At 47.8% G+C, this 15009-nt stretch carries 17 protein-coding genes; 14 read left to right on the top strand and 3 right to left on the bottom strand.

Translation table 11 applies throughout. The features are described 5' to 3' along the window. Nucleotides 1-1080: copper amine oxidase (locus KNP94_RS13320; RefSeq protein WP_215115819.1), on the bottom strand; the 1080-nt coding region annotated here is incomplete at its 3' end. A gap of 405 nt (nt 1081-1485) precedes the next feature. On the opposite strand from KNP94_RS13320, the gene KNP94_RS13315 reads away from it, so the two are divergent. From KNP94_RS13315 to KNP94_RS13290, 6 genes are all read left to right on the top strand, one after another. Beyond that, nucleotides 1486-1785: a DNA-directed RNA polymerase subunit beta gene (locus KNP94_RS13315; protein ID WP_214766939.1), complete on the top strand. Its 300-nt coding sequence runs from the start codon at nt 1486-1488 to the stop codon at nt 1783-1785. A gap of 26 nt (nt 1786-1811) precedes the next feature. Then, nucleotides 1812-2234 carry a 3-hydroxyacyl-ACP dehydratase FabZ gene (gene fabZ / locus KNP94_RS13310; protein WP_088837944.1) on the top strand — a complete coding sequence of 141 codons (423 nt, stop codon included), beginning with the start codon at nt 1812-1814 and terminating at the stop codon, nt 2232-2234. A gap of 7 nt (nt 2235-2241) precedes the next feature. Further along, nucleotides 2242-2664: a hypothetical protein gene (locus tag KNP94_RS13305; RefSeq protein WP_029331709.1), complete on the top strand. Its 423-nt coding sequence runs from the start codon at nt 2242-2244 to the stop codon at nt 2662-2664. A gap of 131 nt (nt 2665-2795) precedes the next feature. Further along, complete coding sequence (locus KNP94_RS13300) at nt 2796-3122, top strand: four-helix bundle copper-binding protein (protein ID WP_215115818.1); 327 nt, start codon at nt 2796-2798, stop codon at nt 3120-3122. Nucleotides 3123-3281: 159 nt separating this feature from the next. Further along, the gene (locus KNP94_RS13295) at nt 3282-4745 is read left to right on the top strand and encodes an SdrD B-like domain-containing protein (RefSeq protein WP_215115817.1); all 1464 of its coding nucleotides are present in this window, start codon (nt 3282-3284) and stop codon (nt 4743-4745) included. 118 nt (nt 4746-4863) lie between these two features. Then, a complete protein-coding gene (locus tag KNP94_RS13290; protein WP_088837940.1) occupies nt 4864-5307 on the top strand; it encodes a helix-turn-helix domain-containing protein in 444 nt (147 codons plus the stop codon). Between the two features lie 97 nt (nt 5308-5404). Here the strand turns inward: KNP94_RS13290 and KNP94_RS13285 are convergent, their stop codons facing one another. Beyond that, entirely contained in the window at nt 5405-5656 is a 252-nt protein-coding gene (locus KNP94_RS13285; protein ID WP_251132663.1) for a hypothetical protein, read from the bottom strand. A 110-nt stretch (nt 5657-5766) separates the two neighbouring features. Here KNP94_RS13285 and KNP94_RS13280 point away from each other — a divergent pair, with 110 nt between their 5' ends. The 4 genes from KNP94_RS13280 to KNP94_RS13265 all read left to right on the top strand — a co-directional run bounded on the left by KNP94_RS13280 (nt 5767) and on the right by KNP94_RS13265 (nt 10313). After that, nucleotides 5767-7011, top strand: a complete 1245-nt coding sequence (locus KNP94_RS13280; RefSeq protein ID WP_215115816.1) for a UDP-glucose dehydrogenase family protein — start codon at nt 5767-5769, stop codon at nt 7009-7011. 58 nt (nt 7012-7069) lie between these two features. Then, nucleotides 7070-7480 (top strand): hypothetical protein, encoded by a 411-nt coding sequence (locus tag KNP94_RS13275; protein ID WP_251132662.1) that lies wholly within the window; start codon nt 7070-7072, stop codon nt 7478-7480. A gap of 184 nt (nt 7481-7664) precedes the next feature. Then, complete coding sequence (gene tnpB, locus KNP94_RS13270; RefSeq protein WP_215115815.1) at nt 7665-8837, top strand: IS200/IS605 family element RNA-guided endonuclease TnpB; 1173 nt, start codon at nt 7665-7667, stop codon at nt 8835-8837. Between the two features lie 549 nt (nt 8838-9386). Further along, the gene (locus KNP94_RS13265) at nt 9387-10313 is read left to right on the top strand and encodes an LCP family glycopolymer transferase (RefSeq protein WP_215115814.1); all 927 of its coding nucleotides are present in this window, start codon (nt 9387-9389) and stop codon (nt 10311-10313) included. Nucleotides 10314-10354: 41 nt separating this feature from the next. On the opposite strand, the gene KNP94_RS13260 is transcribed toward KNP94_RS13265, so the two are convergent. Then, on the bottom strand, nt 10355-11518 hold the full coding sequence (locus KNP94_RS13260) for a hypothetical protein (protein ID WP_029331698.1): 1164 nt from the start codon (nt 11516-11518) through the stop codon (nt 10355-10357). 198 nt (nt 11519-11716) lie between these two features. Here KNP94_RS13260 and KNP94_RS13255 point away from each other — a divergent pair, with 198 nt between their 5' ends. The 4 genes from KNP94_RS13255 to galU all read left to right on the top strand — a co-directional run bounded on the left by KNP94_RS13255 (nt 11717) and on the right by galU (nt 14995). After that, on the top strand, nt 11717-12448 hold the full coding sequence (locus KNP94_RS13255) for a YveK family protein (RefSeq protein WP_029331696.1): 732 nt from the start codon (nt 11717-11719) through the stop codon (nt 12446-12448). Continuing rightward, entirely contained in the window at nt 12441-13136 is a 696-nt protein-coding gene (locus KNP94_RS13250; RefSeq protein ID WP_215115813.1) for a CpsD/CapB family tyrosine-protein kinase, read from the top strand. Before KNP94_RS13255 ends, KNP94_RS13250 begins: the two co-directional genes overlap by 8 nt. Before the next feature lie 11 nt (nt 13137-13147). Then, nucleotides 13148-13912 (top strand): tyrosine-protein phosphatase, encoded by a 765-nt coding sequence (locus KNP94_RS13245; protein WP_215115812.1) that lies wholly within the window; start codon nt 13148-13150, stop codon nt 13910-13912. A 189-nt stretch (nt 13913-14101) separates the two neighbouring features. Next, complete coding sequence (galU, locus tag KNP94_RS13240; RefSeq protein ID WP_215115811.1) at nt 14102-14995, top strand: UTP--glucose-1-phosphate uridylyltransferase GalU; 894 nt, start codon at nt 14102-14104, stop codon at nt 14993-14995. Nucleotides 14996-15009: the final 14 nt, after the last annotated feature.

Below are 15009 nucleotides of genomic sequence, written 5' to 3'. Positions count from 1 at the left end.
TGTTTCATGGCCAGCGACCGCTTCTTGTGCTGCTTTCGTCGGAAGGTTTTCTTCCGTTGCTGCTCCGAGGAACGCACCGAAGTCGTTCGTGAACATCTTGAGCATGTCTTGTGCGTCACCCATCATTTTTTTATCATCGTTGATGGCTGCTGTGACGAGGTTCGCTTGTGCTTCGATGTGGTTTTTCGTCCAGACTTGCTCGAACTGATCCGCACCGGCTTGACCGTAGATCGATTTGATCGCGGCTTTGAAGTCAGCTGTGTGCATGTCTTCCGCCCAGTTTGCAGCATCGTAGTCTTTCGCTTGATCGACGCCTGCCGTCATGCTGAGGTTCGCAAGAGCGACGTGTTCAGCAGCAAGGCTGTTGAGTGTTGACCGGAGGTCAGCGGCTTTCGTATCAGCTTTCGAGTTATCGAATTTCTCAGGCATTTGTGTCGTGATCGCGACTGAGAGTGCTTTCGAGATGTCATACATGCGGCTGTATCCTTCACGGAACGTGTTGTACGATCCTTCGTAGTCGCCTGCTGCATACTCTTGGAATGTTTTATAGACGTCCGCTTCGTGAGCACGAAGGACTTCTTCAGCTGCTTCCTTCGGAAGTTCGCCTTCTGTCGCAGCGTCGAGGAATGTCGAGAGATCCTGGACGAATTCTTCTGTCTCGGCTTTCGAAGCGTTGATGCCTTCCTGGTCATCCGCTTTGACGGCTTTGACGAGGTCCGTTGTGTATTTGTTGTGATCGACGAAGATTTTTTCGAATTGTTTTGCGCCTTCGTCGCCATAGACTGAAGCGATTGCCGGTGTCATGTCGAGTGCATTCTGTTTGAGTGCCGCTTCATAATACTCAGCATCTTTTGAACCGTCATATTGTTTTTTCATGTCCATGACAGCAAGCACGAAGTGCTCAGAAAGTAATTGGTCGAGTGTCGCACGAAGATCTGCTGCTTTCGTTTTGACCGTGACGTTTTTTGCTTTGTCCTCATGCATCATGTCGTCTGAACCGCCTGATGCGAACGCCGCCGTTCCTGGTAATACGAGTGCTGCTGCCATTGCTGATGCTGCGAATTTTTTAGTGTGTTTCATCTGTAATCATTCCTCTCAGTTTTTAGTGGTTTTGGTAGTTTCTGTTTCGTCCTTCTGAAGAGCCTACGAAGGAGTGAGGCATTTGGATTTAAAAAAGTTTTAAAAAGTTGAAGAAATCTTAAAACGTAATTTTGATGCGTTTCAGTAGTCGTTCTGTTTGCCGTTCTGTGTAGCTTACGCACAAGGGAATGAATTGGATTTAAAATTTGTGAAAGAATATCGAAAAATATGGGAAAGTGTTTTTTCTTTCCTTATATACACAATGCGAACTTTTTTTATATATTCGGTGATTCCTCATGTTACACTTGGAAAAAGAGCAAACTTGTAGCTAAATCGGAACTATTTAATACCAGGTACTAATGTGCTATACTGTTCTTTAGACTGACTCAATGAAAGGTGATCAAGATGGTACAAAACCAAGCAGGAACGGGTCAACCGACACGTGAACGTCTGAAACGGCATCAAAAAGAGCCGAATCAGGAACATCAAGAAAACCCGGAGCAGAAGCAGCGTAAACGTCTTCGTGAGTATTCTTCTCGTCGAGTACCGATTCTTGTACGACTATTGATCGTATTGGTTCTCGTCGCGATTGCACTCGTCGTAGGCGCGATGGTTGGTTACGCGACGTTTGGTGGTGGCGAAGCGATGGATGTATTGAAGCTCGATACGTGGACCCGCATCACCGATTTTTGGATGAAGGCTTAGATTAATCAGTGATTGGAGCTGTAGATATGTATACGATTGAACAGATAAAAGAAGTGATTCCGCACCGTTACCCGTTTTTACTCGTTGACCGGATTCTTGAAGTCGAGGAAGGTGAACGAGCGGTAGGCATCAAGAACGTCACGGCGAATGAAGAATTCTTCAATGGTCATTTTCCGGATTACAACGTCATGCCTGGCGTACTGATTGTCGAGGCGTTAGCACAAGTCGGTGCGTTCGCTGTACTGAAGATGGAACAAAACCAAGGGAAACTCGCATTTTTCGCAGGTATTGAAAATTGCCGTTTCAAACGTCAAGTCGTACCCGGTGACCAGCTCCGACTGGAAGTCGAATTGACGAAACTGCGTGGACCGATTGGTAAAGGGCGTGCTACAGCTACGGTCGATGGGGAAGTCGCCTGTACTGCTGAACTAACTTTCGCGATTAAGTGACCTGCTGATGAAACGCTGGTTGATCCCCCTTGCGATATCCTTACTCATCATTCCGGGTTGTCAGCGTGCTGACGTGGTGAAGACGGCTTCCCCGACGGTCTTCATTGATCCTGTCAAACGTGCCGGACAAACGGAAAACATTTCCGCTCAAGTCTCCTTGACGGAAAAGGACCGGATGCGCTTGACGATTCGAACGGCGAATGACATTCGTCTTGACGATCAACAGGTCGATATCCGACTCGATGTCGCCAATCAATCGATTCCGTTCCCGTTCGTTTCATTTAAAGCAAAGAAGATGGGTGAAGTTCGAATTTATACGGCAGATACGACGATCGAAGAAGACATCTTTGATGAAGAACGACTCCCTGTGTTGATTATCGATGCAGGCGCCGGGCGTGGCATTGAGATTCCGCTCGAAATCGTCCGTTAAACCAAATGAGAAGCATACGAGAGCCACTTGGATTCCCCGGTTCTCGCATGCTTCTTTTTTGATGTTTGTGATGAAGATGATAGGGAAATTAAAAAAGAGTGGTACCTACTATACGTATAGGAAGGACTTGGATGATGTCTGAAAACCATCAAGCTGTCTTAACAGAATTGAATGCATGCATCATGGCCTGCAACGCGTGCTTCGATGCCTGTTTGAATGAGGAACACGTCGCGCACATGGCAGGCTGTATCCGACTCGATCGGGATTGTGCCGATATATGTGGTCTGCTCCGTCAAGCGATTGCTCGAAACAGCTCGAATGTATCTGTACTCGCGAAAGCCTGTATCGAAATCTGTCGTGCATGTGCGAAAGAATGTGCCGGACATGATCATGACCATTGTCAAAAATGTGCTGAAGCGTGTGAAGTGTGCGCGACAGCTTGCGAGCGACTCGTCTAAAAGTCGAGTGAACGGGACTGCTTTCTTCCTGAAGGGAAGGGGCCGTCTCTTTTTTTGAAAAAAAGATAACGCAATTTAAAGTTTTAGGTGGTTTATTTTTCCTGTATTGTTTAAAGTTTAGGTAGAACATATTTTTGGAATGGAGTGTACATTTACATAATGCGAAAACTTGGCATGTATCTTGTGGCACTCGTAATGAGCTTGAGTATCATTCGTCCGGTACAAGCAGCACCGATGAGTTGGGACGTCACGGGAACGGGAACGAATCCGTACACCCTGACCTTCACAGGGGAAGGACTCGTCGATCTCAAATCAGAAACGGCGCTCGTCTTCGAAGGCGAAGTGACGGGAAAAAATATCGATATCGCGAAAACGCCGGTCGTGACGTTCACGGCTGATACGGCACCGACGATCAACATCGTTGCGGTCGATCAATCGAAGAACATCCTCGTCGAGTTCGGACGTGTCGTGACAGATGAACCGGCAACAGAGGAACCGACGGCGGAGGAGCCGGTAACGAAAGAACCAACAACAGAAGAACCAAATCCTGCGACGGAAGAACCGGCGAATGAGGAACCAGTAATAGAAGAGCCAACAAAAGAAAAGCCTGTCAAAGCCACAACGGGAACAATCAGTGGAACCGTCTGGTATGACGAGAACATGGACGGGATTCGTCAAAGTGGCGAGTTGTTACTCGATGATATTCCTGTATTGCTGTTGAATCATGATGAAGATGTCGTCGACGAAGTGTATACGAAGGAAGGCCGCTACACGTTCTCGAACCTGAAACCGGGTGAGTATGACGTCGAGATGGACGGATTCGACATGGGGTATTACTACAACTCGCCTCAAAACGTCGGTGACGACCGATTGATCGATTCGGATTTAGATGAAGAGGACGGTTACCTTTATTTAAGGCTGAAAGCTGGTCAAACGGCAGAGATTGATGCAGGACTGTATGGCGGTGAGGAAGAGGAAGACTTCTCAAACCTCTTGCTCGTCACAAACTTCTTTGACGCGGATGCGAATCAACGACCGGGCTATACAGAAACGGGCGTGCCTGCGACGTATACGGTGACGGACACGATTACCGGAGAAGACGTCTACAAAGAAACAGTCGGTGCGAATGAAGCAATGATGATTGAACTCGAACCAGGGACGTACTCGGTTAAAACAGAAGTGAAATCAGGGTATCTTGTAAAAGCGATGCATCATTTGGATTTGGATACGTTGCTTGACTTCGAAGATTTTTCAGGTGCCATCACGAAAGCGGACATGAAAGCGATGGCTGAAGATCAGGGTGAAGAACTCGACGAAGAATTCCCGGAGCTCGAGGAATTCATGAAGTTGTTCAAACGAAAGCCGGTCGAAGCCACCTTTACGATGACGGAAGACACGCTCGGATTTTTCTTGGCGGCTGAAGTCGTCCGTGCTGAACCGGTCGAACAAGCGAAACCGACGCCGGTCAAAGCGAAAACGGAGCAGGCGACGGACGTGACCCGTTCGACTAAAATGTCTGGAACGTTGCCGCAAGCAGGGGAAGAGACACCGTTCCCGTTTGCTGCGACAGGTGCCGGGCTTGCAGTTGTCGGACTGTGGTTCCTCTTACGCCGAAACGGTTAAAAATGAAAGCCTTCTGAACGATTATGTTCAGGAGGCTTTTTCGTGTGTGTATCGGTTGACACACACGCACACACGTGTGTATAGTTGTAGTATCAAATGAACAGAAAGAGGGATGACGATGTTAACGACGAAACAAATCAGTGAATTGTTACGTGTATCGGAAGAAACGGTCCGTCGCTGGATCCGGACAGGCGAATTGCATGCGGAACAGGATGGAAAAGGTTACTTGGTCGATGAACTGGCGCTGAAACGACTGGTCGATGAAAAGTCACAAATCCCGGGGACGGCGATGAACAAGATCCTTCCGATCATCAATGACATGTTTGGTCCGGAAGCGGCGAAGTTTGCGAAATCGAACTTGTTTGATCCACTCCGTCAATCGATGGATCAGACGCAAAGCGAGTCGGTGCCGCCAAAACAGGAAGCGACGGCTGAATCAATTGCTGAACAAATCAGTCAGCTCAAACGTAAAAAACGTCGCCTTGAGCTTGAACATGAACTGAAGTTGCTGGATGTTGACGAAAAAATCGCCGCACTCGAGCATAAAGCGAACGGTTTATAACCAGGAAAGACTACCTTCTACACATGAGGTAGTCTTTTTTTTGACGAAAAAAAGACAAAGTTCACAGTCGTGTGAGCTTTGCCGGCAGGCTAGTCCATCATGAAGACGATGGCGGTGTGATGGTTTTTTGTTTTTTCTTACGGCGCCAGTACCAATACCCGAGTCCGAGTGTGATCGGAATCGCGGCTAGATACGGATTGGCTTCTAGATAACTGATGATCTCAAACAGCGCGAACCATCCACTGAATAACCCGAGGATGAGTAAGATCGTCCGGATCGCTTCAGGAAGCTTCCGGATACGATATGCGAAGAGACAGACGAGGCAAAAGATGATAATCGCCACGGACATTCCTCCCATTCCCATGACTAGTATAGCGTATTCGAAAAGCTTTTTCGATGCACAAATCTTTCTTCCTCCCGTATAGTGAAGACAGAGAAACTAACGAAGGAAGTGATTGCATGCATCTAACGGTGATTGGGACCGGTTATGTCGGTCTTGTGACAGCGATTGGACTAGCGGACGCGGGACATGAAGTGACATGTGTCGATTTAAATAAAGAACGGATGGAACAGCTTAAACGAGGTATCGCGCCAATTACGGAGCAAGGGATAGACGAGGCACTCGAGAAAAATCAAAGTCGATTGACCTTCACGACGGAGTACCCGGTCTCGGACCTCTACCTCGTCGCCGTCGGTACACCGGAACGGGCAGATGGCAGTTGCGATCTTTCAGCCGTCGAAGCCGTCGTCCGGTTGATTGAATCGATCAGTCCCGGCGCATCGGTCGTCTTGAAATCGACCGTTCCTCCGGGGACGACGGAACGGTTGAGTACGGAGCATCCGTCCCTCCGCTTCGCGATGGTCCCGGAATTTTTGCGGGAAGGAACGGCACTCGCCGATATGCGTCAACCGAGCCGGATTGTCATCGGGACGCGTGACGCGCTACTTGCGCCTCGACTCGAGGAATTACTCAAGACGACGGACGCACCGGTCGTCCATGTCGATCCGACGACAGCAGAATTGACGAAATACGCGGCAAATAGTTTCCTGGCCGTCAAAATCAGCTTCATCAATGAAATCGCCCGGCTTGCCGACCAGGTCGGGGCGAACGTCGACGACATCGCCCAAGGGATCGGTCTTGATCCACGGATTGGTCCAGCCTTTCTCCGGGCAGGGGCTGGCTACGGCGGATCCTGTTTCCCGAAAGACATCAAAGCCTTGACGACACTTGCACGCACGCATGATACGCACCTTCACGTCATCGAAGCAGCGGACCGGACGAATGAAGCTCAGCTCGCATACGTGCTCGAAAAGATTCGTCCCGAGCGTGGCATGCATGTCGCCCTGCTCGGACTTGCCTTTAAACCGGGCACGGATGATTTACGGGATGCACCGGCGTTACGATTGGCCGAACGCCTGCAACAGCTTGGGGTGAAGGTGACAGGCTATGATCCGGCAGCGAAGACCCTGCTCGACCAAAAAACGACGATGGCTGAAGCAGTGGCGGGAGCGGACGTCGCCGTCATCATGACGGAATGGGATGACATCAAGTACGTATCCCCGCAACTCTTGCAGGAACACATGCAGACACCGCGTCTGATTGACGGACGAAACTGTTGGCAACATCTCGAGGCGCCGGGTAGCGTCCAGTATGAAGGCATCGGGCGACCGCACCAGACATTTTCGAACAATCCATCTAACTGACCTGTTATATAGGGTGAATCCATCAGTGGGTTCATCCTATTTTTTGTGGAGGAGACGGATGATGAAAATTGAGTATTTCACGGTACAACCGAGTGGACCTAAAGGGAAACTTGAAACAGTCCCCTTGGTAAACGGGTGGGAGCAACATGTCGACGAAGAGTGGTCGCGGGCGATTCATTACGGCGCGGGGGTGATTCGGGTGACGGACGCCGGCGTCGAGCTTCGGATTCCGATCGAGTTCGGGTTCGGATACGTGTTGCAATACATCCGTCAGTTCGTCGAAGCGGAACGAAAAACGAAGCGAGCGCGTCATTTGTTGCAGCGGCAACTGGACTGGATTGGGCGTGGCTTACCGATTCAGCTCCGACGAGTCGGTGAACGGATTGAAATCATGGCGGATTCGCGGCATCAGTTCGACCGGACGGATTTTTTGGAGGCGATGGACGCGCGCCATCAGATACTTACTTAGCGTGCATCCATCTTTCTGAAGAAAGGATACATCTCTTTTTTAATAATCGAAATGAAGCTGTCTTTTATCAAAAATAGGCGAGAATACGCCCACCTCTAAACGGTCAGGGTGAAGCCCGAGTGAAAGTGGGAGATGAATCGCTACCCTCTCTTTCGGGTATATCCTTTGTAAGGAGGTGAACATCATGTTGACTCACAAGGCCTACAAATTCAGAATCTACCCGACAAAAGAACAGGAAATCCTGATCGCGAAGACGATCGGTTGTTCGCGCTTCGTCTTCAACCACTTCTTGGCGAAGTGGGATGAGACGTATAAAGCGACAGGTAAAGGACTATCCTACGGGTCTTGTTCGAAAGAACTCCCGGTGTTGAAGCAGGCGTTCGACTGGCTGAAGGAAGTCGATAGCACGTCTGTGCAGATGAGCGTCAAACATCTTGCTGATGCCTTTGACCGCTTCTTCAAGAAGCAGAACGAACGGCCTCGCTTCAAGTCGAAACGGAACCCCGTTCAATCGTACAAGACGAACATTCAAGGGAAATCTCAACTTCCCGAAGTCTCTATAATCGGCAACAAGTTAAAACTCCCGAAGTTGAAATGGGTGCGTTTCGCCAACTCGAGGCAGGTCGTCGGACGCATCTTGAACGCGACGATCCGGCGTAACGCTTCAGGAAAATACTTCGTCTCCCTGCTCGTCGAGCAGGAAAGCAACGAAATGCCGAAGACGGGCTCATCCGTCGGCGTAGATGTCGGATTGAAGCACTTCGCCATCCTGTCGGACGGCACGGTATACAAGAACGACCGTTACTTCCGTTCGCTTGAGAAGAAGCTGGCGCGCGAGCAACGCAAGCTTTCTCGTCGTCAACGGTTGGCCTTGGACAAGAAAGTAACACTTTCCGAGGCGAAGAACTATCAGAAGCAGAAGCGGAAGGTCGCCCGCATCCACGAGAAGATCGCGAACAAGCGAACCGATTTCCTGCACAAGGTATCGACCGAGATCGTCAAAAACCACGACGTCATCGGGATCGAGACCTTGCAGGTGAAGAACATGCAGAAGAATCGCAAGTTAAGCAAGTCGATCTCGGAGGTCAGTTGGTCGGAGTTCTTCCGCATGTTCGGATACAAGGCGGAATGGTACGGAAAGACCGTCGTGAAAGTCGGCAAGACCTTCGCCTCTAGTCAACTGTGCTCCCGTTGCGGACATCAACACAAAGACGTGAAACATCTTGGCTTGCGTGAATGGACATGCCCGAGTTGCGGGATCCATCACGACCGCGATGTGAACGCAGGACTGAACCTCAAACAAGAAGCTGAACGCATCCTAGCTTCTTCAACCGTCGGGACGACGGGGTTAGCCTGATCAATTTTCGACCGTTAGGTCGGATTACTCAGGAATCCTCCACCTCTAAGCGAAGCGTAGGTGGAGGTAGTTCAATTTTGTGAACATGATCAAATTTCAGTTCAAAATTACGTTCGTAAAGGTGCGATTTGAATAGAGGTGGGAGTAGAAGTATTGCACGCGCATCAAGTTCTCTGAAGGTGACTATTTACGCATGTATAGATGATTCGAAGAGTAGAGCAGGATACGTCTTCAATGGAAAGATAGTTCAAGTTAATACAGAGATTTAGCTATACGATGGCTTTGTATTAACTTGTGTAAAAAAAATTGCGGATTAAACCAGTCACGACATGATTCTTTGGTCCAGAAATGGATTGAGGAGTTTTTTATCAAGCGTCCAGCATTTAGGGTTCAGTTCATAAGAGTCTGTAGAGAAGTTTTTTTCATTTTTTTTACAAAAAAAGAGTTATTTTTTGTATACTCGACTATAAGAGTGCTCATGCTGAACCGATATAAATGAGAACTCATAGGTATGACATAATACGCAAGACAAAAAGGAGAAATGATAGAGTGGAACGCGTCAAAAAGAAACGAAAAGCGAAAAAGCGGTGGACCCCGCTGAAAATCATGCTGTTGATTGCCTTGGTCCTCGTCGTCGGCATCGGCGGCTTCATCGGTTATACATATTATCAAGTCGACCAGACGGTCAAAAAAATTCAGTCACCGGTCAAAAATACAGGGGATGCTGTCGTTGAGAAACAAAAACCGGTTTCAGTCCTGCTGCTTGGGGTCGACCAACGTCCGGGTGAGCGCGGACGGAGTGACTCAATCATGGTTATGACACTGAATCCGACACGAAATGAAAGTCGTCTTATCAGTATCCCACGTGATACGAAAGTCGATATCGTCGGCAAAGGGACGAACGATAAAATCAACCACGCCTATTCATTTGGTGGACCGGAGATGGCAATCAAGACGGTCGAGAACTTCCTTGATATTCCGATCAACTACTATGCGGAAATCAACATGGAAGGGTTTACGTCACTCGTTGATGCGGTTGGTGGAGTGACAGTAGTCAATGATATTGATTTTGATTATGGAGGTGAAAAATTTTCTGTCGGGAAAATTAATTTAGACGGAAAATCTGCATTGAAGTACACACGGATGCGTTACGATGACCCACGTGGCGACTTTGGTCGTCAAATGCGTCAACGACAGGTCATTGAACAAGTAATCGATAAGTTATCCTCAGATGTATCCATCGGTAAATTTAATGCAATCATGGATGTCGTCGGGGACAATGCCCAGACGAATGTCTCATTCAAACCGATGCGGACGCTCGCTTTTGACTATATGGATGCCTTTAAGAATCAGGAAAACTTAAAGCTTGAAGGAGCGGGTGGAAAAGAAGCGGATGGCATTTATTACTGGCATCCGACGGACGATTCGCTCGAACAAACAAAAACTGCATTACAATATTCGTTAGGAATCGAATGATACAGAAAAAGGAGTGAGCCGACGTGGCTCACTCCTTTTGTTTAGAGATTTTGTTCGGCGAGACGGACGCGACTGAAGTCGGTCCCGTCTTTTGCGAACCGTTGCAGTCGGTACGAGTTGCTCATGACGAGCGAAGCCGTATCCGATTCGAGCTGGAGCGGTGCGAGTGTCGCGAGAGTTTCATTCGTGATATCCGTTTCCGACCAATCGATGGCGATGACCCGGTCATCGTATAACGTAAAGAAATGATTTCCATAAAACAGGTATGTGTTCAGTTCATCGGGATATGTGCGGTCGGGTTCGCCATATAAAGTGTTCAACTCTTCGTCCGATTTGCCGATAAGGTCAATGAGGGTGCCCGTGACAAAACTTGTATCGAGATTATCGTTGACCCATGTCAGTAACGTTTCATCGGCAATGGCATCACCCTCGACTTTTTTTGTCGTATCTGTATTTTTGATATATCCTGTCACTCCGTCAGTCAGTTCGACTTTACTGATTGAGTCGGATGTCTCAAGGATCCGGTAGCCGTCACCGAAGTCGGCTTCGTACAATTCTTCCGTCAACGCTTCGTCACGGTAGATGTTACTGTTGCGTGTGTTGACGTAAAGGATGTTTGTTTCCGGTTCAGCTTTCGGCTGATCGTCTGCTTTTTCATCATCTTGGTCTTCCATCGACTCTTTGACAGCGATCGGTTGTTCAATGGTCGCATCAGGTGCAGACGATTTTTGGCTTGCGAGATAGTTCGAATAGACGTATGTTCCACCAGCTCCAAGCAGGAAACAAAGAATCAATAACGCGATCCAGCCCCATGGGAATTTCGGTTTCGTATGTGGTGCAGCTGTCGGCTTCGTATGCTGGCGGCGTGGCGCATCTGGTCGCTGCGTACGTGACAGGGAAGACGGTGCTTCCGCCGAGATATCCTGTTTGATCTGGTCTTCTTTAAGGATTGGTCGGGCGACAATGGTGCCATAAAAATCTGCCAAACTCTCATGGTGCTTTCCGTCTAAAAAATTTTGCCATTCGTCTACCGTAACCGTGTCCTGCTTGAATGGGAGGAGTGGTGCGTCTCCCGTCAGACGGATCATCGTATCGGTTAAGGATTCGGTCGAAGCGAGACTTGAACGGATGCGTTCATGAAGACGTATGATCTCTTCCTCCGAGTGCGATGTATAGTATTGGAGTGCTTGCAGAGAGCGATGCATAAAAAATATTCCTCCTATGTAGATATCCGGTAATTCATGCAAAGGAAAGCATGTTAGTCTCTATTATACGCAAACTTTTTCAATAAACGTATGGTATTTCCTAAAATAATAGTAACCATTTCCCAATTTTTTGTTATACTGAATCCTAGTTGATAAAATAATCACTGCATTAGACAAATAAAGGAGAATAGTCACATCATGAATGAAACGATTAGCTTGCAAGAATTATTTTCAGTTTTACGGAAGTCGCTTTGGCGGATTCTCGCCCTGACGATCGTCGCAGCCGTCATCGCTTTTGCCGTCAGTACGTTTTTGATTAATCCGACGTACCAAGCTGGAACACAAATTCTTGTCACACCGAAAAAACAAGAGAACAATGTCATCGATGCGTCACAAGTCCAGTCGTCGGTCACACTCGTCAATACATACCGTGTCATCATCAAAAGCCCAGCGATTTTAGAAAAAGTCCAAGCAGAAGTCGATAATGCACCTACGAGTATTGATGCATTGAACAGCATGATCACTGTCGAAAGTGAACAAAACTCCCAGGTCATCAACGTCTCTGTCCAAAGTACAGATGCAGCACTTGCTTCAAACGTTGCTAATTCGGTTGCAAACGTCTTCAGTGATGATATCACTGAATTGATGAATGTCGATAACGTCAAAGTTTTATCGGTCTCAGGCATTCCGACGTCACCGGTCAGCCCGAATATCATCTTGAATACGGCGATTGCAGCAGTTGTTGGGTTCTTACTCGGCGTCGGTCTGGCCTTCTTACGTGAAGTTCTCGACCGCCGGATCCGGACGGAAGAACAAGTCCAACAAATCCTTGATCTACCGGTCTTAGGTAGTATCCCGGACATCGATAGCAAAGTCTTTAAATCGTCAGCGAAGGCAACCAAACGAGAGGCGGCAAAACAATATGGCTAAGAAAAGTAAAATGCATAAAGACGCACGGAACTTAATTACGGTCACACAACCGAAATCGCCAATCGCCGAGCAATACCGGACGATTCGGACGAATATCGAGTTCATGGCCGTTGATAAAGAAATTCAAGTCATGCTGATTACATCAGCAACGCAAAGTGAAGGAAAATCGACGACGTCGTCGAACCTTGCTGTTGCCTATGCTCAACAAGGGAAAAAAGTTCTAATCATCGATACCGACATGCGTCGTCCGACGGTTCACTATACGTTTAAAGTCGCAAATGGTCTTGGTTTATCGAGTCTCTTGACACGTCAAGCCGAGCTTGAAAAAGCGATTCTGCCAACGAAAGTCGACAACCTGTCGATTTTGACGGCTGGGCCAATCCCACCGAACCCGGCGGAGCTTTTATCATCACGGGCGATGGAAAATCTGATTTTAGAACTTCGTGAAAATTATGACGTCATCATCCTTGACGCACCGCCGTTACTGCAAGTCGCAGATAGCCGGATTACATCAAAATTAACTGACGGCGTTGTCTTAGTCGTCGGCTGTACGACTTCTGACCGTCAGCGTGTCTTGAAGGCGAAAGAACAGCTCGAACTGGCGGAAGCGAAGATTCTCGGCGTCGTCTTGAACCGTCGTGAACTGACGGATGATTCCGCATACCAATACTACTATTCTTATGAGTGAGGGGTTCAATCATGGTTGATTTGCACTGTCATCTCTTACCACTCGTCGATGATGGTCCGGCGAGCGTCGAACATACATTACAACTCGCAGAACAGGCTGTTGCAGAAGGGGTGTCGCAAATCATCGCGACACCACATCTGTACCACCCACAGTTCGAAACGGAAGACGTCGATGTCCGGTTGACGGTCGCTGAACTGAACGTCTTACTGAAACAACGGGATATTCGCTTGACGGTATATCCGGGACACGAGATTCGCTTGACAGGGGAATTGATCGAAGAAATCAAAGCGAGAAAGGCGTTACCACTCGCAGATTCGCGTTACTTATTGATTGAGTTTCCGTCGAGCGGGATTCCGTCCTATGCGCGGCAAGTCTTTGCTGAGTTGATCTCGGATGGTTATATCCCGATCATCGCCCACCCGGAAAAAAACAAAGCGATCATTCAAAACCCACAATTGTTGTTTGAGTTGATTTCGAACGGGGCGATCAGTCAAGTGACATGTGCGAGCTTGATTGGCAAGTATGGAAAAGACGTCCAACGGTTCGCAGTCGCTTTACTGGAAAATGGTCTTGCTCATCTTGTTGCATCAGACGCCCACCACATCGAAAAACGACCATTCTACTGGGAGCAGTGCAGAAAGTACTTGGCACAGGAACTGGAAGACTGGTTGTATGACGAAGTGTATGAAAACAATGATGCTGTCTTACTAAATCAGCTTGTGACGATTAATCCACCGAGTCCGGTCGAGAAAAACTGGAAAGGGCAATGGGTCTAAGGTGATAGTAACCAGAAATAGATAAAGAGAGTGAAATTGCACTCTCTTTTTTCTATGTTACCGCTTACATTATTAAAATATGGAAATATTTATGAAAAAAAGGTCAGTGATGTGTTATCTTAATTTACATAAAGACTACCAAGTTGATTATATTATGGTAATCGAAAATTACAGATAGGAGTTGATTTCATGAGCCGTGTAAAAAAAGCGGTCATCCCGGCAGCGGGTCTTGGGACACGTTTTTTACCAGCGACAAAAGCGATGCCGAAAGAAATGTTACCAATCGTCGATAAGCCGACGATTCAATATATTATTGAAGAAGCGATTGAATCAGGGATTGAAGATATTTTAATCATCACCGGTAAAGGGAAACGGGCGATTGAAGATCATTTTGATTCAGTACCGGAACTGGAAGCGAATTTAATCGCCAAAAACAAATCAGAGTTACTGCATTTAGTTGAAGCGACAACAAACATCAATATCCACTTCATCCGTCAATCAAAACCAAAAGGTCTTGGCGATGCAATTCTTCAAGCAAAAGCCTTTATCGGCAATGAACCATTCGTCGTCATGCTCGGAGATGATATCGTCCAGGCCGATGTCCCGTGCACACGCCAGTTAATTGAACAGTACGACATCACGAATAGTTCGATTATCGGTGTCCAACCAGTGGCCGATAAAGACACGCATCGTTATGGAATTGTTGATCCAAGCACAAGCATCTCGGAGAACTTACATAAGGTAAAATCATTTGTCGAAAAACCGGCGCCGGGAACGGCACCATCAAACTTAGCCATTTTAGGACGTTACTTATTAACACCGGAAATCTTTAAGTACCTCGAAACTCAAGAAGTCGGTTCAGGTGGCGAAATCCAGTTGACGGACGCGATTACAAGGCTCAACGAAATGCAACGCGTCTTTGCCTATGAATTTGATGGCAAACGGTATGACGTCGGGGAAAAACTTGGCTTCATCCAGACGACACTCGAATTTGCGTTGAAACGTGACGATCTCGGAGAAGATGTTGCGAAGATGATGGCAGACCTACTCGCAGCGCGGGAAGCGAACCAATCACTCGTCTAACTATTGCCCGCGAA

The organism is Exiguobacterium sp. s80 (assembly GCF_018618725.1).
Taxonomy (GTDB): Bacteria; Bacillota; Bacilli; order Exiguobacteriales; family Exiguobacteriaceae; genus Exiguobacterium_A; species Exiguobacterium_A oxidotolerans.
The sequence above is the reverse complement of the archived record's forward strand: the minus strand, read 5'-3'. Positions and strand labels throughout refer to the sequence as shown.

Excerpts from the sequence above, each read along its gene's own strand:
- KNP94_RS13255 (WP_029331696.1), top strand. The coding sequence starts at position 11,717 with ATGAATGAAACGATTAGCTTGCAAGAATTATTTTCAGTTTTACGGAAG.
- fabZ (WP_088837944.1), top strand. The coding sequence starts at position 1,812 with ATGTATACGATTGAACAGATAAAAGAAGTGATTCCGCACCGTTACCCG.
- galU (WP_215115811.1), top strand. The coding sequence starts at position 14,102 with ATGAGCCGTGTAAAAAAAGCGGTCATCCCGGCAGCGGGTCTTGGGACA.
- KNP94_RS13305 (WP_029331709.1), top strand. The coding sequence starts at position 2,242 with ATGAAACGCTGGTTGATCCCCCTTGCGATATCCTTACTCATCATTCCG.
- KNP94_RS13250 (WP_215115813.1), top strand. The coding sequence starts at position 12,441 with ATGGCTAAGAAAAGTAAAATGCATAAAGACGCACGGAACTTAATTACG.
- KNP94_RS13275 (WP_251132662.1), top strand. The coding sequence starts at position 7,070 with ATGATGAAAATTGAGTATTTCACGGTACAACCGAGTGGACCTAAAGGG.
- KNP94_RS13315 (WP_214766939.1), top strand. The coding sequence starts at position 1,486 with ATGGTACAAAACCAAGCAGGAACGGGTCAACCGACACGTGAACGTCTG.
- tnpB (WP_215115815.1), top strand. The coding sequence starts at position 7,665 with ATGTTGACTCACAAGGCCTACAAATTCAGAATCTACCCGACAAAAGAA.
- KNP94_RS13245 (WP_215115812.1), top strand. The coding sequence starts at position 13,148 with ATGGTTGATTTGCACTGTCATCTCTTACCACTCGTCGATGATGGTCCG.
- KNP94_RS13260 (WP_029331698.1), bottom strand. The coding sequence starts at position 11,518 with ATGCATCGCTCTCTGCAAGCACTCCAATACTATACATCGCACTCGGAG.
- KNP94_RS13280 (WP_215115816.1), top strand. The coding sequence starts at position 5,767 with ATGCATCTAACGGTGATTGGGACCGGTTATGTCGGTCTTGTGACAGCG.
- KNP94_RS13285 (WP_251132663.1), bottom strand. The coding sequence starts at position 5,656 with ATGTCCGTGGCGATTATCATCTTTTGCCTCGTCTGTCTCTTCGCATAT.
- KNP94_RS13300 (WP_215115818.1), top strand. The coding sequence starts at position 2,796 with ATGATGTCTGAAAACCATCAAGCTGTCTTAACAGAATTGAATGCATGC.
- KNP94_RS13295 (WP_215115817.1), top strand. The coding sequence starts at position 3,282 with ATGCGAAAACTTGGCATGTATCTTGTGGCACTCGTAATGAGCTTGAGT.
- KNP94_RS13290 (WP_088837940.1), top strand. The coding sequence starts at position 4,864 with ATGTTAACGACGAAACAAATCAGTGAATTGTTACGTGTATCGGAAGAA.